The sequence below is a fragment of the Rhizobium sp. FY34 genome (genome assembly GCF_005222845.1).
Taxonomy (GTDB): domain Bacteria; phylum Pseudomonadota; class Alphaproteobacteria; order Rhizobiales; family Rhizobiaceae; genus Neorhizobium.
This window is the reverse complement of record NZ_STFZ01000005.1, coordinates 64,378-79,595: the sequence shown is the minus strand read 5'-3', so window position 1 is coordinate 79,595 and position 15,218 is coordinate 64,378. Positions and strand designations below refer to the sequence as shown.

Below are 15,218 nucleotides of genomic sequence, written 5' to 3'. Positions count from 1 at the left end.
TTCTCCCGAGCGGCTTTCTTGGCAAGCATCAAGCCACGCTGAAAAACATTGCGCAATCTGAAAATTTCTTGCAGCTTGCGGGCTCGGAGTTCACAGATGACCATCAAGCCCATACCTGGCAAACGCGCCAAGAAGAGCCGACGAACGACGCTGGAGGATGTCGCGGAACGTTGCGGCGTGTCCTTGAGCACCGCATCGCGCGCGCTTGCCGGCGAAAAAGGCGTGCGGCCCGAATTGCGCGAACGGGTGCTGGCGGCGGCAAAACAGGTCAATTATGCGGTTCCTGCCGCCCTTGCTGGCCGCAAGGTGATCCTGGCCGCCTCCAGTGCAGCAATGATCGATTATGTGCGCAACCAGTTCACGCTTTACGTGCTGGAGGGCCTGAACGAGCGGGCCGCAGCGCTCGGTCTGCAGATCGTCACGCGGGCGGTTGCCGACCGCGAAGACGAGACGCAACTGCTTATGGAGGCACGCCAGGACCCGGAAACGGCAGGCCTGCTGTTTCTGACAGTGGATGACGAATCCATGCTGGCGGCGACCCGCGACTTCGAAAAGCCGGTCATCCTGCTCAATGGCCATGACCCGCTGATGCGGCTTTCCAGCGTCACGCCCTGCAACCGTTCGGCAGCGCGGCTGGCGACCGATCACCTGATCCGGCTTGGCCACCGCGATATTCTGTTTCTGATGCGGCCCGGCCGCCGCACCATCGAGCATCGGCGCGAAGGCTTCCATGATGCCCTGCGGGCTGCCGGCTTGCCGGTGCGCGACGATATGATTGTCTCAGTCGATGACTGGTTGCCGGAACTCGCCACCCAGGCGGTATCTGCCCGGCTTTCAACGCGCGGGTGCGATTTTACCGCCGTCGTTACGGCAGGCGACAGCCTTGCCGTCGGCGCCATCATGGCGGTGCAAAAGGCGGGTCTCTCTGTGCCGAGCGATGTCTCGGTGGTCGGCATGGACGACCTGCCGCAGGCGGCTTTCGTCAATCCGCCGCTCACCACCATGCACCTGCCGATGCGCGAAATGGGGGCGGCGGCGCTGGATCTGTTGAGCGATAGCATGGCCGGTCGCGTCAATCCCGCCCGGCGCATCGAGCTTGCCTGCCATCTTGTCGAGCGCTCCTCAACAGGGCCGGCGAAGGTGGGCAGGGCAATCGAAACGCAGGGCCCGCGCGCTGCAAGCGCTGCCGAATAGGGGCGGGGGGCTCGCCTGAATGTCCGGGTTTTCTGCGGTAAGATCAGCCGGGTGAAAGGCTGAGATGGATATGGCCGGTCAGTATCTCGCCCGGTTGCAGCATTGCGATGTCATCTGGCGTTAGATTCATGGCTGATGTGTGCAGGCTGCCGGCGCGGTGCGATACCGGTTCCAGGCAAAGGTAATGCTCCATGCGATGCACGGCGAGATGGGCAAGTGCGGCATCGGCAGCGATGGTCACCTGCGCTCCTCCATCGGTCATGACACCTGCCCGTGTCCATTCCGTCAGATGAATGGTGTAGCCGGTCTTCTGCGGCAAGGGGCCTGGCCGCCGCGCGACGGCTGGCGCCCCTGTCGGCACATTCAGGTCGTCGAGCGGGAAGGTCGCTTGCGCATCTGTACCTGCCGGCTGGTTGAGGCTTGCGGCAAAATAGGGATGCCAGCCGAGGCCCGCTGGCATCAGCCTGTCGCCGGAATTGGCAATGCTGAGCGCAATGCGCAGGCCGTCCGGCTCGATTTGGAAATGCTGCTCGGCCCGAAAGGCAAAGGGCCAGTCATCGTCGGCCGCGTAATCGAGCGCCATGGATAGCCCGTCTGCGGACTGGTCCACGACCTGCCAGACCCGGCGTTGCGCCGGTCCATGCATGACATCGGGTTGAAGGGCCGGATGCGGGCAAAGCTGGTAGCTCTGCCCGCCATGGCGTATTGTGCCGCCGGTGAGCCGGTTGTGAAAGGGAAACAGCGGATAGGCGCCGGCTTTCGGCCATTGATAGGGGTCGAAAACCGCGTCTGTCATCGGCACAAGGATCTCGCCCAGAGTGTCATGCCAAAGCCGGCTGACGCGCCCGCCGGCCGATGGCCGGAAGGCTGCCGTGAATTGACCGCTGCGGATCTCGATGTCGGGCCCGTCATCAGGCGAAGGCATAGGAACCGTCCGGGCGCTTGGGCACGCGGCGCTGCCAATGGATATAGCCATCCTCGCTCATCGCCTTTTCGTCCATCTCGACACCCCAGCCGGGACGGTCGGGCCGCAGTTCGAGATAGCCATCCTTCGGCAAATAGGGATCGACCACATAGCGGGTCTCGTCCTCGCGACTTTCGATCTCGGTGCCGCCATAGACATAGCATTGGCCCTTTGGCAGCCGGTATTCGAGGATGCGGAAGCTTTGCGTGGCAGCGGCGAAATGCACATTGACGGCGGTGGCGAGCGGCCCCATCGGATTGTGCGGGGCGATCGGCACGAAAAAGGCTTCGGCAATGGTTGCGATCTTGCGCATTTCGGTAATGCCGCCGACGACGCAGATATCCGGCTGGATGAGATCGGCGCCTTTGACCTGCAACAGCCGCAGGAATTCAAACCGGCTGTAGAGGGATTCGCCAGTGGCCAGCGTGCAGTTCAGCCCCTGTTTCAGATCGCCCCAGGCCTCGATATTCTCCGGTCGCAGCGGCTCTTCGAAGAACAACGGATCATAGGGGGCGAGCGCATTGCCCAGTTGACGTGCCGCCGCCGGCTCGAAAATCTTGGCATGCGCATCAAAGGCGATTTCATAATCATTGCGCACGGTTTCGCGCAGGGACCGGAAGTAATCGGCAGAGGCTTTTACCACCTCACCCCAGCGATTGGCATGCAGATCGATCCTCCAGGGGCTGAGCTTGAAGGCGGTGAAGCCATAAGCCTCGTTCAACCGGTCGAATTCTTCTTTCGCCGCAGGTGCATCGGGGGCCGTATAGACCCCCGCATAGACCTTGATCCGGTCACGCACGGCACCGCCGAGCAGCTTGTAGACCGGCACGCCCAGCGCCTTTGCCGAGAGATCCCAGAGGCAATGATCGAGCGCCGAGATCGCAGACAGGCCCATGGCGCCCGGCGGAAAACGGCTTTGCTGGATCAACAGGTTGACCAGATACTCCACCCGTGACGGGTCCTCTCCGGCGATGAAGCCGTAGAGGTAATCGAGCAGCGGTGGCAGCGCCAGATCCGGCCCGTGATTGTAGCATTCGCCCCAGCCGGTCAGGCCATCATCCGTATCAAGCGCCACGATGATGCGCGGCCTGTCCTTGTCGCGGGTGACGAACACCCGCATGCGATCGATTTTCATCGGACTATTACCTCATGCACTGAAATAGCTGCGGCGTTGCAGGCGCGTCTGGACGTAGAGACGCTCACCATAGGTGCCGGGATTGTAGGAATTGGCATGCTCTTGCACAGGCACCGAGAGATTGCCCTCGCTGGGGAAGCCGGCAACGAAATCCTCATCGATATCGCAGCCAAGGCCCGGACCGTCCGGCACGGTGAGGAAGCCATCCACCTGCACGGGATGCGGCACGATCGTGTGCATGCGCCCCTCCCAGTCGTCATCGATGCGCTCCAGAATGAGCGCATTGGGAATGGAGGCGAGCACATGCAGGGCTGCATATTCGGCGACTGGTCCCAGCGAGCCGGAATGCGGCGCCATCTGGATGTGATGCGCTTCCGCCATGGCGGCGATCTTCTTCATCTGGGTGATGCCGCCGGCGCGTCCCGTATCCGGCTGGATGATATCGATGAGGTCCTGCTCGATCAGCTGGCGCTCGCCGAAAATGGTGGCCGTGCGCTCGCCGGACGCCAGCGGGATATGAGCCGCATCGCGGATGCGCCGATAGCCGTCGAGATTGTCGGGCGCAATCGGATCTTCGACCCACATCAGTTCATAAGGCTCCAGCGCCCGCACCAGACGGCAGGCATCGGCCGGCGTCATCCACGGCGGGCCGTGCAGGTCAATGGCGATATCCATGTCATCGCCCACCGCCTCGCGCAGCATCGCCACCTTCTTCACCGGATTGGAAACGCCGCCGCATTTGATGGCCTTGATGCCGCGTGCCTTCACGGCAAGCGCCCGTTCCACCGTATTGGCATGCGAATAGATCGGGATACGGTCGCGCACCTTGCCGCCAAGCAGCATCCAGACGGGCACGCCGAGCGCCTTGCCCTTGATATCCCAGAGCGCCATGTCGATGCCGGTCATGGCGCCGGCACCGACGGTGCCGAGCATGCCATGGCCCATCATGGCAATCGCCATCTTCTGCCAGAGCTTTTCAATATGCGCCGGGTCCTCGCCGATCAGGATCGGGGCGAGATCCTTGATCGCCGTTTCGATGACACGCGGCCAGCCGGAGCATTCGCCGATGCCGGTAATGCCCTCGTCTGTCTCGATCTTCAGGAACAGCCAGTTGCGGGTGCCTTCCAGCTTGTGCTGGGTGATATGCGATGCGTGGCCGTCCGAGGCCCATTTGGACGGGTCCGGCTGGCCGGCATGCATGAGGAAGGTGCGGATTGCGGTGATCTTCATCGGGCAGAACTTCCATTCTTGATAGGGCTGGATGAGATGGTGGCGGGTTCGGTGTAGCGGAAGCGGCGCGAGCGATCGCGATCGCGCGGATCGGGTCGCGGAATGGCGGAAAGAAGCGCCTGCGTGTAAGGGTGGTCCGGCGCGTTGCAGACCTTTTCGGCCTCGCCGACCTCGACAAGTTTGCCGCGATACATGACGCCGACACGGTCGCACATGTAGCGAATGACGCCGATATCATGGCTGATGAAGATATAGGCGAGCTGCAACTCGTCCTGCAGTTTCATCAACAGATCGAGCACCTGGAAGCGCACCGAGACGTCAAGCGCCGAGGTTGCCTCATCGGCGACGATGATACGCGGCTTCAGCGTGATGGCACGCGCTATGCCGATGCGCTGGCGCTGGCCGCCGGAAAAGGCATGCGGATAGCGTTCGCGGCCTCTGGGGTCGAGCCCCACCTGTTCCATCAGATGGCAGACGCGCTCGTCCAGTTCCTTGCCCCGCGCAATACCATTGACCAGCAGCGGTTCGCCGATGACCTGCGCCACAGTCATGCGCGGGTTGAGCGAGCCGAACGGATCCTGAAAGACCATGCGCAGCTCGCGCCGCGCCTCCTTCAGCGCAGCGCCTTCAAGCCTGGCGAGATCGACGACCGAGCCATCGGCCTTGCGATAGAGCATTTCGCCTGCGGTCGGATCATAGAGCCGCATGATGGCGCGGCCCATGGTCGTCTTGCCGGAGCCGCTCTCGCCAACGATGCCCAGTGTTTCACCCGGCAAAAGCGAGATCGACACATCGTCCAGCGCTTTCAGCGTGCCGAAATGCTGGGAGAGATTGCGCACTTCGAGGATCGGCTTGGCGCTGGTATCGAGCGGCGGGCGGGCAAGCCGGATTTCCGCCTTCTGTTCGAGCTTGAGGACCGAGCCGATCAGCATCCTCGTGTAAGGATCCTGCGGCGCGTGGAAGATCTGCTCGACAGGGCCGTATTCCTTGGCCACGCCATGATGCATGACCAGCACGTCATCGGCGATCTGCGCCACCACGCCCATGTCATGGGTGATGAACAGCACTGCCATGCCGAAGGATTTCTGCAGCCGGGCGATGAGATCGAGGATTTCCGCCTGGGTCGTCACGTCAAGCGCCGTGGTCGGCTCGTCGGCAATCAGCAGCTTTGGCCGGCAGGCCAGCGCCATGGCGATCATGGCGCGCTGGCGCATGCCGCCGGAATATTGGAAGGCGTAGCGGTCGATCGCCTGTTCCGGATTGGGGATTTCCACCTGGCGCAGAAGGCTGATGGCCTCATTCCGCGCTTCGGCTTTCGTCATCTTCATGTGCAGGCGCAGCACTTCCGTGATCTGGTCGCCTACCGTGTGGACGGGTGACAAAGACGACATCGGCTCCTGGAAAATCATCGCGATATCGCGGCCGCGAATATTGCGGATCGCCTTGGAGCGCGGATGCAGCTTTGCCAGATCCACCGACAGGCCATCGGCTGTGTTGAGCATGATCGAGCCGGAGGCAATCTCGCCGGGGCTGTCGATGATCTGCAGGATGGAGCGGGCGGTGACCGACTTGCCGGAGCCGCTTTCGCCCACCACGCAGAGCGTCTTGCCGGCCTCGATAGTGAAAGACAGGTTGTCGACGGCCTTGAAGATGCCGGTGCGCAGCGGAAACTGCGTCACCAGGTTGCGCACGTCCAGAAGCGGCTTGCGCGGTGTCATGGGTACGATGTCAGACATGATCCGCCCTCACTTGTTGTAGGGATCGGCTGCATCGCGCAGGCCGTCGCCAAGAAGGTTGAGCGCCATGACGGCAATGACGACGGCGGCACCGGACATGAACAACCAGGGAGCGGTGGCAATCGAGCGGATGTTCTGGGCCTCGCGCAAAAGCACGCCCCAGGAGATCGTCGGCGGTTGCAGCCCGAGCCCGAGGAAGGACAGCGAGGTTTCCGCAAGGATCATTGCCGGCACAGCCAACGTCACCGAGGCGATGATATGGCTCGAAAAGCTTGGCAACATATGCCGGAAGATGATGCGGCCTTCCGAGACGCCGTCGAGACGGGCGGCGGCCACGAATTCTTCCGTGCGCAGCGACAGGAAGCGACCGCGCACGACACGGGCAAGCTGCGCCCAGCCGGTGAGCGACAGGATGATGGTGATCATCATATATTGCACGGTGGCGGGCCAGCCCTGCGGCAGGGCGGCAGCCATGGCCAGCCAGATCGGGATGGTGGGCAGGGACAGGACGAAATCGATGACGCGTTGCAGGACGAAATCGATACGGCCACCATAATAGCCGGATATGCCGCCCAGCACGACGCCAAGCAGAAGCGAAATGAAGACGCCGACAAGCCCGATGGACAGCGAGATCTGCGCGCCTTGCACAACGCGGCTATAGACATCGCGGCCAAGACGGTCGGCACCGAACAGGAAGAGCGGCCGGCTCGGGTCCGTGGTGGCAATCAGGTGGATATTGGTGTCGAACAGGCCCAGCACCGAATATTCATAGCCGCGGCCAAACAGGCGGATGGGGATCTTGCGGCTCGTATCCTCGGTATAGATCGTCGCCAGCGTCTGCGGATCACGCGTCAGCTTCAGCGGATAGTAATGAAGGCCGATCGAAAGACCATTCGTGGTATCGATCAGATGCACCCGCTGCGGCGGATGGAAGGTGGTGCGTGCATTTTGCAGCACGGGATCGTTGATGGCAAAGAAGCCCGGCACCAGCGCCACGATATACATGGCAATGGTAACGAAAAGCGCGATCATGGCCAGGCGATGGCGCTTGAAGGCCCACCAGATGAGCTGCCATTGCGAGGCAACGGCGGCGCGATCCGGCTGGATGTTGACGGCGGAAATATCGACCATGACGCCCTCCTATTCGAGACGGATACGCGGATCGACGAGCGCGAGCAGGATGTCGCTGATCAGGGATCCGATGAGGGTAAGCGCGCAGATGAGAAGCACGAAGGCGCCGGCGAGATACATGTCCTGCGCCATCAGCGCCTGCAGCAGGAGAGGGGCGGCGGTGGGCAGGTTGAGCACGATGGCAACCACCACGGACCCGGAAATCAGATTGGGCAGCAGCCAGGCAATCGTCGAGATGAACGGGTTGAGCGCGATGCGCATCGGATATTTGATGAGCAGCCGGAATTCGGATAGGCCCTTGGCACGGGCGGTGGTCACATAGGGTTTGGGCAGTTCATCCAGCATGTTGGCGCGCATGACGCGGATGAGGCTTGCCGTCGAGGACACCGCCAGAATGATGACGGGAAGCCAGAGATGCGTCATGAGATCGAACATCTTGGCGATGCTCCAGGATGCCGTCTCGTATTCTGGCGAAAACAGCCCGCCGACATTCTGGCCGAACTGGACGGCGGCCACATACATCAGCACCAGAGCCAGAAGGAAGGATGGCACCGAGAGGCCGAAGAAGCTGAAGGCGGTAAACATATAGTCGCCGATCGAATATTTGCGCACGGCGGAATAGACGCCGATCGGCAGCGCGATGGCCCAGGTGGCAATCAGGCTTGCCACGGCAAGCACCAGGGTCAGCGCCATGCGCTCCCAGATGAGGCCGGAGACCGGCTGCTGCCATTCAAATGAAATGCCGAAATCACCGCGAGAGAGAATGCCCCAGATCCATTTGAAATACTGGATCATCAGCGGGTCACCCAGGCCGAAGCGTTCGCGAAGGCTCGCCGCCGTGTTCTGGTCAACGATCTCGTTGGAGGCGGCAAGAGTGGCAATATAGGTCGTCACATAATCGCCGGGCGGCAGCTGGATCAGCACGAAAGCCAGGAAGCTGACGGCAAACAGAGACGGGATCATCCAGAGCAGGCGTTTGGCAATGAATTTCAGCATGGCATGCACTCGCAGGAGGGATCGAGCCGGCAGGCGCTACCGTGCCGAAGCACGGGCAGGCTTGCCGGATCTGGCGTGGAATGTGGCGCCGCCCTGCAAAGGGCGAAGGCGGCGCCGGCTCGGCTGAGTGTGGTTTTACGTGTTGAAGGTGAATTGCTGCGGCAGGGCCGGGCCGGGATTGGGCCAAGACCAGCTATCGGGCTGCTTTTCAGGCACGTTGCGCAGATTGTTGCGGATCACCCCGAAGCCGCCGACGGCGAGGCACACGCCGATCGTCTCGAACTCTTCGGCCGTGATGTCGAACAGCTGCTTCATGATGGCGCCGCGCTTGTCGAGATCCGCCGTCGAGCGGGCTTCATCGAAAAGCTTGAAGCGCTTCTTCTGGCTTTCCGGCGGTTCCTCCCCCTTGGCGCCGTTGGATGTGTACCAGAGCGTCCACGGAATGGCGTAGCGCGAACCCTGCGGATGGAAGGCGAAGAAGTCACGCGGGTCGAGCATCGGATCAAGCCCACCCGGACCCGGCCAGACCGCCGCATCATGGGCATTGTCATCGCCGCGTGTATAGTAGAGCGCCCGCTCGATCGTGTTGACCTTGATATCGATGCCGATCTGCGCCCATTGCGATTTGACCAGTTCCAGCGTGTCGACAAGGTCTGGATAGAGCGTCGGGATGACATCGATGGCAAAGAAGATCGGCTGACCGTCCGGGCGCAACCGGATGCCATTGGCGTTCTTCTTATCAAAGCCCGCTTGGTCGAGCATGGCATTGGCCTTGTCCGGCTCGTAGCCGGTCATCTGCTTGCCAAGCTTCTCATGGAACCAGGGGTGACCGGGGCGTGGTCCCGTCTGATAGGGTTCGCTCTGACCGAAATAGACGATATCGATGATTTCCTGCCGGTTGATGCCAAGCGACAGGGCCTGTCGGAATGTCTTGTCGGCAAACATCTTGCGCATAGCCGGATCTTTATGCGTCATGTTGAGGTAGATCTGGCATTGCTGGGCGGCAGAGGGCACGAGCGTCAGCAGGCGATAATCACCCTTCTGCATGTTTTGCGACAGCGTCGGCTTGTTGGCCAGCACGCTGATATGGCGCTCCTGAATGTCGATTTTGCCGGAAATGACGTTCAGCATCAGCGATTCCACGTCCTGGGAAATGCCGAAGTTGATCTCGTCGATGTAAGGCAACTGGTTGCCTTCCGTATCGACCTGCCAGAAGTAGGGGTTGCGGGCCATCACCACGCGGGTCGCGCCGCCCGAATAGGCTTCCTTGACCACCCAGGGGTCAAGCGTCGGCTTATCGACATTGGCCCAGCGCGACGGGATTTCGATATCGCCGCACTTGGCGCGGAAAAGTTCGGTCCAGCTTGAAACGCCGGCAGCTTTGACTTCGGCATCGAGACCGGCATTGTATTTCGGCAGGAACTTGCTGCAGTAATGCTTTGCAAACAACGTCGGATGCTGGCCAAGCGGCGTTGCAAGGTTTTCCAGATAAAGCGCGTTCGGCCCCGCAAAAGTGAACCGTACTGTATAGGCATCGATCTTTTCGACCACCACCGGCTTGCCGGCCACCGCCAATTGCGCTGGCGTTGAGCTATAAAGCTCCTTGTTCTTCACCACATCCTCGATGGCAAACACCACGTCGTCGGCCGTGAAGGGCTGGCCGTCAGACCAACGCACGCCCTGAATCAGATGGAAGGTAAACTGCTTGGCATCGGCGCTAACCTCCCAGCGCTCTGCCAGATTGGGCATAACCGCGGTGAATTCCATGTTCCAGCGTACCAGGCCCTGATTGCCGACCATGCGTAGAATGCCATTATGGTCGGATGAACCGCGCAGGCCACGGCGCAACGAGCCGCCATAGGAGCCGATTTTTTCCAGCGGCTTGACCACCAGCGGCTTTGGCGGCAGGCGCTCAGCCAGCGGCGGCAGCTTGCCATCCTTCACCAGTGCCGCAAGCTGCGGTGCTTCCTTGGTGCCGGCGGCCGATGCCCCGCGCGGCGCAAGCGCTAGCGTTGCGGCAGCGCCCATTCCGGCCAGCACCGTTCGGCGGGTCACGCCGTTCGAAGGAATATCCCCTGCACTCATCACTCGTCTCCTCCCAAAGATCGATAGGGCACCGGCTGTCCCGTCATGGGGCGGCTCTCCCAAGCCATACGCCGATGCCGGCCCCTCCAAGGCCAGCGACACGGACCATAAACAGGTTTTCAGATGATGACAAGTATTGACAGATTTTTACAGCTTCGTTAGGCCTTGAGGATAATTTTGCCGGAAAAGAGCGGTATCGGGAGATGAAACATGCCATTATCTGACAAGACACGCGAGCAGTTGAAGACCATTTCCACGGCAACGCTGACAACGGTTCTCCTCAAGCGGGGTTTGAGAAACGTCTTCATTCGCGGCATCCACAAGATCAATCCGGATGCGCCGCGGCTGGTGGGGCCCGCCTTCACGCTGCGCTATATCCCGGCCCGCGAGGATCTCGATCATGTCGGCGCCTTCAACGATCGCGGCCATCCGCAGCGTCGCGCCATAGAGGAATGCCCGCCGGATGCCGTGCTGGTGATGGACAGCCGCAAGGATGCCAGCGCGGCTTCGGCTGGCGGTATTCTCGTCACACGCCTGTGGAAGCGCGGCGTTGCCGGTGTCGTCACCGATGGCGGTTTCCGCGATACGCCCGATATTGCCAAGCTGCCCTTTGCTGCCTATCACGCGGCACCGTCTGCGCCGACCAATCTCATCCGCCACCATGCGCTCGACATCAACCAGCCGATCGGCTGCGGCGATGTCGCCGTCTATCCGGGGGATATTGTGGTGGGCGATGATGAGGGTGTTGTCGTCATTCCAGCCGGCATTGCCGAGGATGTGGCAGAGGAAGCCTTCGAACAGACTGTGTTTGAGGATTTCGTCGAGGAACAGGTCAAAGCCGGGCGCAGCATCTTCGGCATCTATCCGCCCAATGCCGAGGCGGAAGCCGAGTTTGCCGCCTGGAGGAAAGAAAAGGGCCGGTGATGAATAATCCGGAGCTTGTCGTTGCGGGACGCGCTGAAACGCGCTTCAGCGACATCATCTACGAAAAGATCGTCGGCATGATCGCGGATGGGCGTTTTCCCGTCAACGATCGGCTGCCTTCCGAGACAAGCCTTGCGACCATGCTCGGCGCGTCGCGGCCGGTGGTGCGCGAGGCGCTGGAGCGGTTGCGTGCCGACCAGCTGATCGTTTCGCGGAAGGGCTCCGGTTCCTATGTACGGCAAAGGCCGGATTCGTCTGTGCTGAAACAGGTGCCGGTCGGCTCGCTGGCCGATGTGCAGCGCTTCTTCGAGTTCCGGTCGGGGCTTGAGGCGGAAGCGGCAGCGCTTGCCGCCCGCAACTGGCAGCCTGCCGACAAGCTGCGCATCAGCGCCTCCTTCGAGGCGCTGGAGCGATGTCTTCTGCGCGGTGATCTGGGCGCCGATGAAGACCAGGACTTTCACGATGCGGTGGCGCTTGCCACCGGCAACCAGTTTCACACGCTGGTGCGTGAATGGTTCAAGCCGCATATCGCCATCGGCATGTCGGTGACGCGGACCCTGAGCCTGAAGCGGACGCCCGCCCATGTGCGCGCCGTACAGGACGAGCATGCGGCCATTGTCGAGGCAATTTTCGAGAGGCGCGAGGCCGATGCGCACCGCGCCATGAAGGACCATATCCTCAATGCGCGGGCACGTATGTTCCAGGGCGTTTGAGACAGGTTTCGCCAAGGGACAGGCCGGCCGGGGAGGGCTGCCTGCCGCAGACAAAGGCGCAGAAGTATGAATGAGGGAGAAGATCCGATGCCGGTGCCAAGAATTATCCATCCCGATGCGCGCCGCGTGCTGCACATGCCGCTGCGGGTGGGTGAATCGCCGACCTGGGATGACAAGACCGGCGATCTCTGGCTTGTCGATATTTTGGCGCCGGCGGTTGTCTGCCTGAAGGTCGATGGCACGGTGCTGCGCTTCGAAATGCCGGCGCTCATAGGCTGCCTGGCGCTCTGCGATAGCGGCCGTATTGCAGTCGCCCTCCAGACCGGCGTGCATTTGATGCATGCCCGCACCGGTGCGCTGGAATTTCTTTGCGATCCCGATGAGGGACGGCCTGACAGCCGGCTGAACGATGGCAAGGTTGGCCCGGATGGCTGCCTCTGGGTCGGCACCCGCGACGAGGCTCTGCCGCCCACCGGCAATGGCCGGCTCTACCGGGTAAGGCCCGATGGTGCCTTCAGCCAGGTCCTGGATGGGCTGAATACGTCCAACGGTCTGGCCTGGAGCGGTGATGGGCGCACCATGTTCCATTCTGACAGCAGCCAGCAATTTTTGCAGAGCTTCGATTTCGACCCGCAGACGGGAGAGATGGGCAAGGCCCGTCGGCTGTTTGATTTCACCAATGCCGAGGGGCGCCCGGATGGCGCGGCAACCGATATCGACGGTTTCTATTGGAGCGCCGGCGTGCTGGGCGGCAAGCTGAACCGCATGTCGCCAGAGGGCGAGATTGTCGAAGTCTATCAGCTGCCAGTCGATGGGCCGACCATGCCCTGCTTTGGCGGGCCGGATCTGAAGACGCTCTACGTGACCAGCCTGACGCGGCGCGAGGGCGCAATCGACGAGGTGGGCACGGTGATCGCTTTCGAGGTTGATGTGGCCGGCGTGCCGGTTCCCCGCTTTCCCGTGTAACGGATCGGCAAAATAGCGGCTGAATTCTTTTGAGAAGGATCGAGACATGACGATCGACATTATTCGCCAGGCGCTTCGTGGCGTCTCCGGCGTACCCGTTACCGCCTATGACCGTCAGGGAGAGGTGAACCCGGATGTAACGGCCAAGATCTATGCGCGGGTGGCGCTGGCCGGCATCCACAATATCGTGGCGGCGGGCAATACCGGTGAATTCTATGCGCTGACGCCCGATGAGATCGCGCTGGTGCATGAAGCGGCCATTCGCGGCGTGGATGGCAAAGCCCCGGTGACGGCAGCGATTGGCCGCTCGTCGCGCGAGGCGGTGGCCATGGCTCGTGAGGCAGCAGCCAAAGGCGTCAGTGCCGTCATGGCGCATCAGCCCGTCGATCCCTTTGCCGCTCCGCAGGCGCAGATCGATTATTTCTGCACGGTTGCCGATCAGTCCCCCGTACCTCTCATTGCCTATGTGCGGGCCGACGGCTTTGTCGTCGAGGACCTGGTGCGGCTGGCCGGCCATGGCAATATCGCCGGCATCAAGTTTGCCACAACGGACCTGATGCTTTTGTCGCGGGCCATCGAGGCTGCCGATCCGGCAGGTGCCATCTTCGTCTGCGGTCTGGCGGAAAGCTGGGCGCCGGCCTTTGCCGCCGTCGGCGCGCGCGGTTTTACCTCGGGTCTCGTCAATGTCGCGCCGCAATTTTCGCTGGCCGTGCTGGCCGCACTTGACCGGGGTGATTTTGCCGGCGCCCGCGCAGTTGTTGCCCGTATCGAGCTTTTCGAGCGGCTGCGCACGAAATTCCGCAATGGTGCCAATGTCACCGTGGTCAAGGAAGCAGTTTGCATGTCGGGGCTGGATGTCGGGCCGGTGCGGGCGCCGGGTCTGGCAATGCTGGACGATGCCGACCGGCAGATGCTGGCGCAATTGCTGGAGGGTTGGAAGCAGGACTAGCTCCAGCGACAGTCCTTTGGTGTTTTCCGGAGCGAGCCGCAGTTTGCATTTGCCTAAACCCGCCGTCCTGCCTACCTGATCTGGAACATTGCAACGCAAGGCCGGATAATGTCCCTTTCATCAAATGCTATTTTTCCCGTTTTCGACGGCCATAATGACGTGCTGTTGCGCATGCGCGGGGTAAAGTCAGGTGATCCGGTACAGGGTTTTCTGGATGGTGAGACGAGCGGACATATCGATTTGCCGCGCGCCCGCGCCGGTGGTCTTGCCGGCGGTCTCTGCGCCATTTTCGTTCCGCCGCCGACCATGCGCCCGGATGCCAATGGCGATTTCCTTGCCCCCGCGCAAGCCGATGCGCTGAACGAGACCATGGCCATGGCACGGCTTCTGTTCGATCTCGAAAGCCGATCGGAAGGCGGGGTCAGCGTCTGTCGCAGTGCTGCCGACATTCGCCGCGCCATGGCAGCCGGCTCGTTTGCCGCCATCTTTCATATCGAAGGTTTGGAAATGGTGGGGCCGGATCTCGATGCTCTCACCGTGCTGCATCAGGCGGGCCTGCGCAGTCTGGGTCCCGTCTGGAGCCGTCCCAATATCTTTGCCCATGGCGTGCCGTTTCGCTTTCCGGCCACGCCGGATTTCGGGCCGGGCCTGACGGATGCCGGCCGCGCGCTGATTGGTGCCTGCAATCGGCTGAAGATCATGGTCGATCTGTCGCATATGAACGAAAAAGGCTTCTGGGATATCGCCCATTTGTCGCACGCGCCGCTGGTTGCCTCGCATTCCAATGCGCATGTGCTTTGCCCGCATAGCCGCAACCTGACGGACCGCCAGCTGGATGCGATCGGTGCGTCCGGTGGTCTTGTCGGCATCAATTTCGGCGTGCTTTTCCTGCGCGAGGACGGCGTGAAGAACCCGGATACAACGCTGGAGCGGATTGCCGACCACGTCGTCTATGTGGCCGATCGTATCGGCATCGATCACGTGGGCTTCGGTTCCGATTTCGATGGCACCATGGTGCCGGATGCGCTTGGCGATGCAAGCGGTCTGCCGCGCCTGATGGACGTGCTGGAAAAGCGTGGCTTTGATCGCGATGCGCTGGAAAAGATTGCCCATCGCAACTGGATCGACGTGCTGGAGCGCATCTGGGGCGCCTGACAGGGTGAAGATGTCGCTGATGGTTGGGCGCGGGAGTTTG

At 61.7% G+C, this 15,218-nt stretch carries 13 protein-coding genes; 6 read left to right on the top strand and 7 right to left on the bottom strand.

Annotated elements, in window-relative coordinates; all coding sequences use genetic code 11:
• Positions 1-96: 96 nt before the first annotated feature.
• Entirely contained in the window at positions 97-1,194 is a 1,098-nt protein-coding gene (locus tag E8M77_RS02400; RefSeq protein WP_137129015.1) for a LacI family DNA-binding transcriptional regulator, read from the top strand.
• Between the two features lie 43 nt (positions 1,195-1,237).
• Here E8M77_RS02400 and E8M77_RS02395 read toward each other — a convergent pair whose 3' ends face one another.
• The 7 genes from E8M77_RS02395 to E8M77_RS02365 all read right to left on the bottom strand — a co-directional run bounded on the left by E8M77_RS02395 (position 1,238) and on the right by E8M77_RS02365 (position 10,471).
• A complete protein-coding gene (locus tag E8M77_RS02395) occupies positions 1,238-2,119 on the bottom strand; it encodes an aldose 1-epimerase (RefSeq protein WP_137129014.1) in 882 nt (293 codons plus the stop codon).
• On the bottom strand, positions 2,106-3,293 hold the full coding sequence (locus tag E8M77_RS02390) for a galactarate dehydratase (protein WP_137129013.1): 1,188 nt from the start codon (positions 3,291-3,293) through the stop codon (positions 2,106-2,108). Before E8M77_RS02390 ends, E8M77_RS02395 begins: the two co-directional genes overlap by 14 nt.
• 12 nt (positions 3,294-3,305) lie before the next feature.
• The gene (locus tag E8M77_RS02385) at positions 3,306-4,523 is read right to left on the bottom strand and encodes a mandelate racemase/muconate lactonizing enzyme family protein (RefSeq protein WP_137129012.1); all 1,218 of its coding nucleotides are present in this window, start codon (positions 4,521-4,523) and stop codon (positions 3,306-3,308) included.
• On the bottom strand, positions 4,520-6,259 hold the full coding sequence (locus tag E8M77_RS02380) for an ABC transporter ATP-binding protein (protein WP_170975718.1): 1,740 nt from the start codon (positions 6,257-6,259) through the stop codon (positions 4,520-4,522). The genes E8M77_RS02385 and E8M77_RS02380 overlap by 4 nt, the downstream gene beginning before the upstream one ends.
• Positions 6,260-6,268: 9 nt before the next feature.
• Positions 6,269-7,390: an ABC transporter permease gene (locus tag E8M77_RS02375; RefSeq protein WP_137129011.1), complete on the bottom strand. Its 1,122-nt coding sequence runs from the start codon at positions 7,388-7,390 to the stop codon at positions 6,269-6,271.
• A gap of 9 nt (positions 7,391-7,399) precedes the next feature.
• The gene (locus E8M77_RS02370; protein WP_137129010.1) at positions 7,400-8,386 is read right to left on the bottom strand and encodes an ABC transporter permease; all 987 of its coding nucleotides are present in this window, start codon (positions 8,384-8,386) and stop codon (positions 7,400-7,402) included.
• Positions 8,387-8,521: 135 nt separating this feature from the next.
• A complete protein-coding gene (locus E8M77_RS02365; protein ID WP_137129009.1) occupies positions 8,522-10,471 on the bottom strand; it encodes an ABC transporter substrate-binding protein in 1,950 nt (649 codons plus the stop codon).
• Between the two features lie 210 nt (positions 10,472-10,681).
• Here E8M77_RS02365 and E8M77_RS02360 point away from each other — a divergent pair, with 210 nt between their 5' ends.
• The 5 genes from E8M77_RS02360 to E8M77_RS02340 all read left to right on the top strand — a co-directional run bounded on the left by E8M77_RS02360 (position 10,682) and on the right by E8M77_RS02340 (position 15,178).
• Positions 10,682-11,395: a ribonuclease activity regulator RraA gene (locus E8M77_RS02360; RefSeq protein WP_137129008.1), complete on the top strand. Its 714-nt coding sequence runs from the start codon at positions 10,682-10,684 to the stop codon at positions 11,393-11,395.
• The gene (locus E8M77_RS02355) at positions 11,395-12,108 is read left to right on the top strand and encodes a FadR/GntR family transcriptional regulator (protein ID WP_137129007.1); all 714 of its coding nucleotides are present in this window, start codon (positions 11,395-11,397) and stop codon (positions 12,106-12,108) included. Before E8M77_RS02360 ends, E8M77_RS02355 begins: the two co-directional genes overlap by 1 nt.
• A gap of 87 nt (positions 12,109-12,195) precedes the next feature.
• Positions 12,196-13,074 carry an SMP-30/gluconolactonase/LRE family protein gene (locus tag E8M77_RS02350; protein WP_137129006.1) on the top strand — a complete coding sequence of 293 codons (879 nt, stop codon included), beginning with the start codon at positions 12,196-12,198 and terminating at the stop codon, positions 13,072-13,074.
• Positions 13,075-13,120: 46 nt separating this feature from the next.
• Complete coding sequence (locus E8M77_RS02345; protein ID WP_137129005.1) at positions 13,121-14,023, top strand: dihydrodipicolinate synthase family protein; 903 nt, start codon at positions 13,121-13,123, stop codon at positions 14,021-14,023.
• A 108-nt stretch (positions 14,024-14,131) separates the two neighbouring features.
• A complete protein-coding gene (locus tag E8M77_RS02340; protein WP_137129004.1) occupies positions 14,132-15,178 on the top strand; it encodes a dipeptidase in 1,047 nt (348 codons plus the stop codon).
• The last annotated feature ends 40 nt before the right edge of the window (positions 15,179-15,218 follow it).

Excerpts from the sequence above, each read along its gene's own strand:
- E8M77_RS02375 (WP_137129011.1), bottom strand. The coding sequence starts at position 7,390 with ATGGTCGATATTTCCGCCGTCAACATCCAGCCGGATCGCGCCGCCGTT.
- E8M77_RS02345 (WP_137129005.1), top strand. The coding sequence starts at position 13,121 with ATGACGATCGACATTATTCGCCAGGCGCTTCGTGGCGTCTCCGGCGTA.
- E8M77_RS02340 (WP_137129004.1), top strand. The coding sequence starts at position 14,132 with ATGTCCCTTTCATCAAATGCTATTTTTCCCGTTTTCGACGGCCATAAT.
- E8M77_RS02380 (WP_170975718.1), bottom strand. The coding sequence starts at position 6,259 with ATGTCTGACATCGTACCCATGACACCGCGCAAGCCGCTTCTGGACGTG.
- E8M77_RS02350 (WP_137129006.1), top strand. The coding sequence starts at position 12,196 with ATGCCGGTGCCAAGAATTATCCATCCCGATGCGCGCCGCGTGCTGCAC.
- E8M77_RS02400 (WP_137129015.1), top strand. The coding sequence starts at position 97 with ATGACCATCAAGCCCATACCTGGCAAACGCGCCAAGAAGAGCCGACGA.
- E8M77_RS02390 (WP_137129013.1), bottom strand. The coding sequence starts at position 3,293 with ATGAAAATCGATCGCATGCGGGTGTTCGTCACCCGCGACAAGGACAGG.
- E8M77_RS02360 (WP_137129008.1), top strand. The coding sequence starts at position 10,682 with ATGCCATTATCTGACAAGACACGCGAGCAGTTGAAGACCATTTCCACG.
- E8M77_RS02395 (WP_137129014.1), bottom strand. The coding sequence starts at position 2,119 with ATGCCTTCGCCTGATGACGGGCCCGACATCGAGATCCGCAGCGGTCAA.
- E8M77_RS02385 (WP_137129012.1), bottom strand. The coding sequence starts at position 4,523 with ATGAAGATCACCGCAATCCGCACCTTCCTCATGCATGCCGGCCAGCCG.
- E8M77_RS02370 (WP_137129010.1), bottom strand. The coding sequence starts at position 8,386 with ATGCTGAAATTCATTGCCAAACGCCTGCTCTGGATGATCCCGTCTCTG.
- E8M77_RS02365 (WP_137129009.1), bottom strand. The coding sequence starts at position 10,471 with ATGAGTGCAGGGGATATTCCTTCGAACGGCGTGACCCGCCGAACGGTG.
- E8M77_RS02355 (WP_137129007.1), top strand. The coding sequence starts at position 11,395 with ATGAATAATCCGGAGCTTGTCGTTGCGGGACGCGCTGAAACGCGCTTC.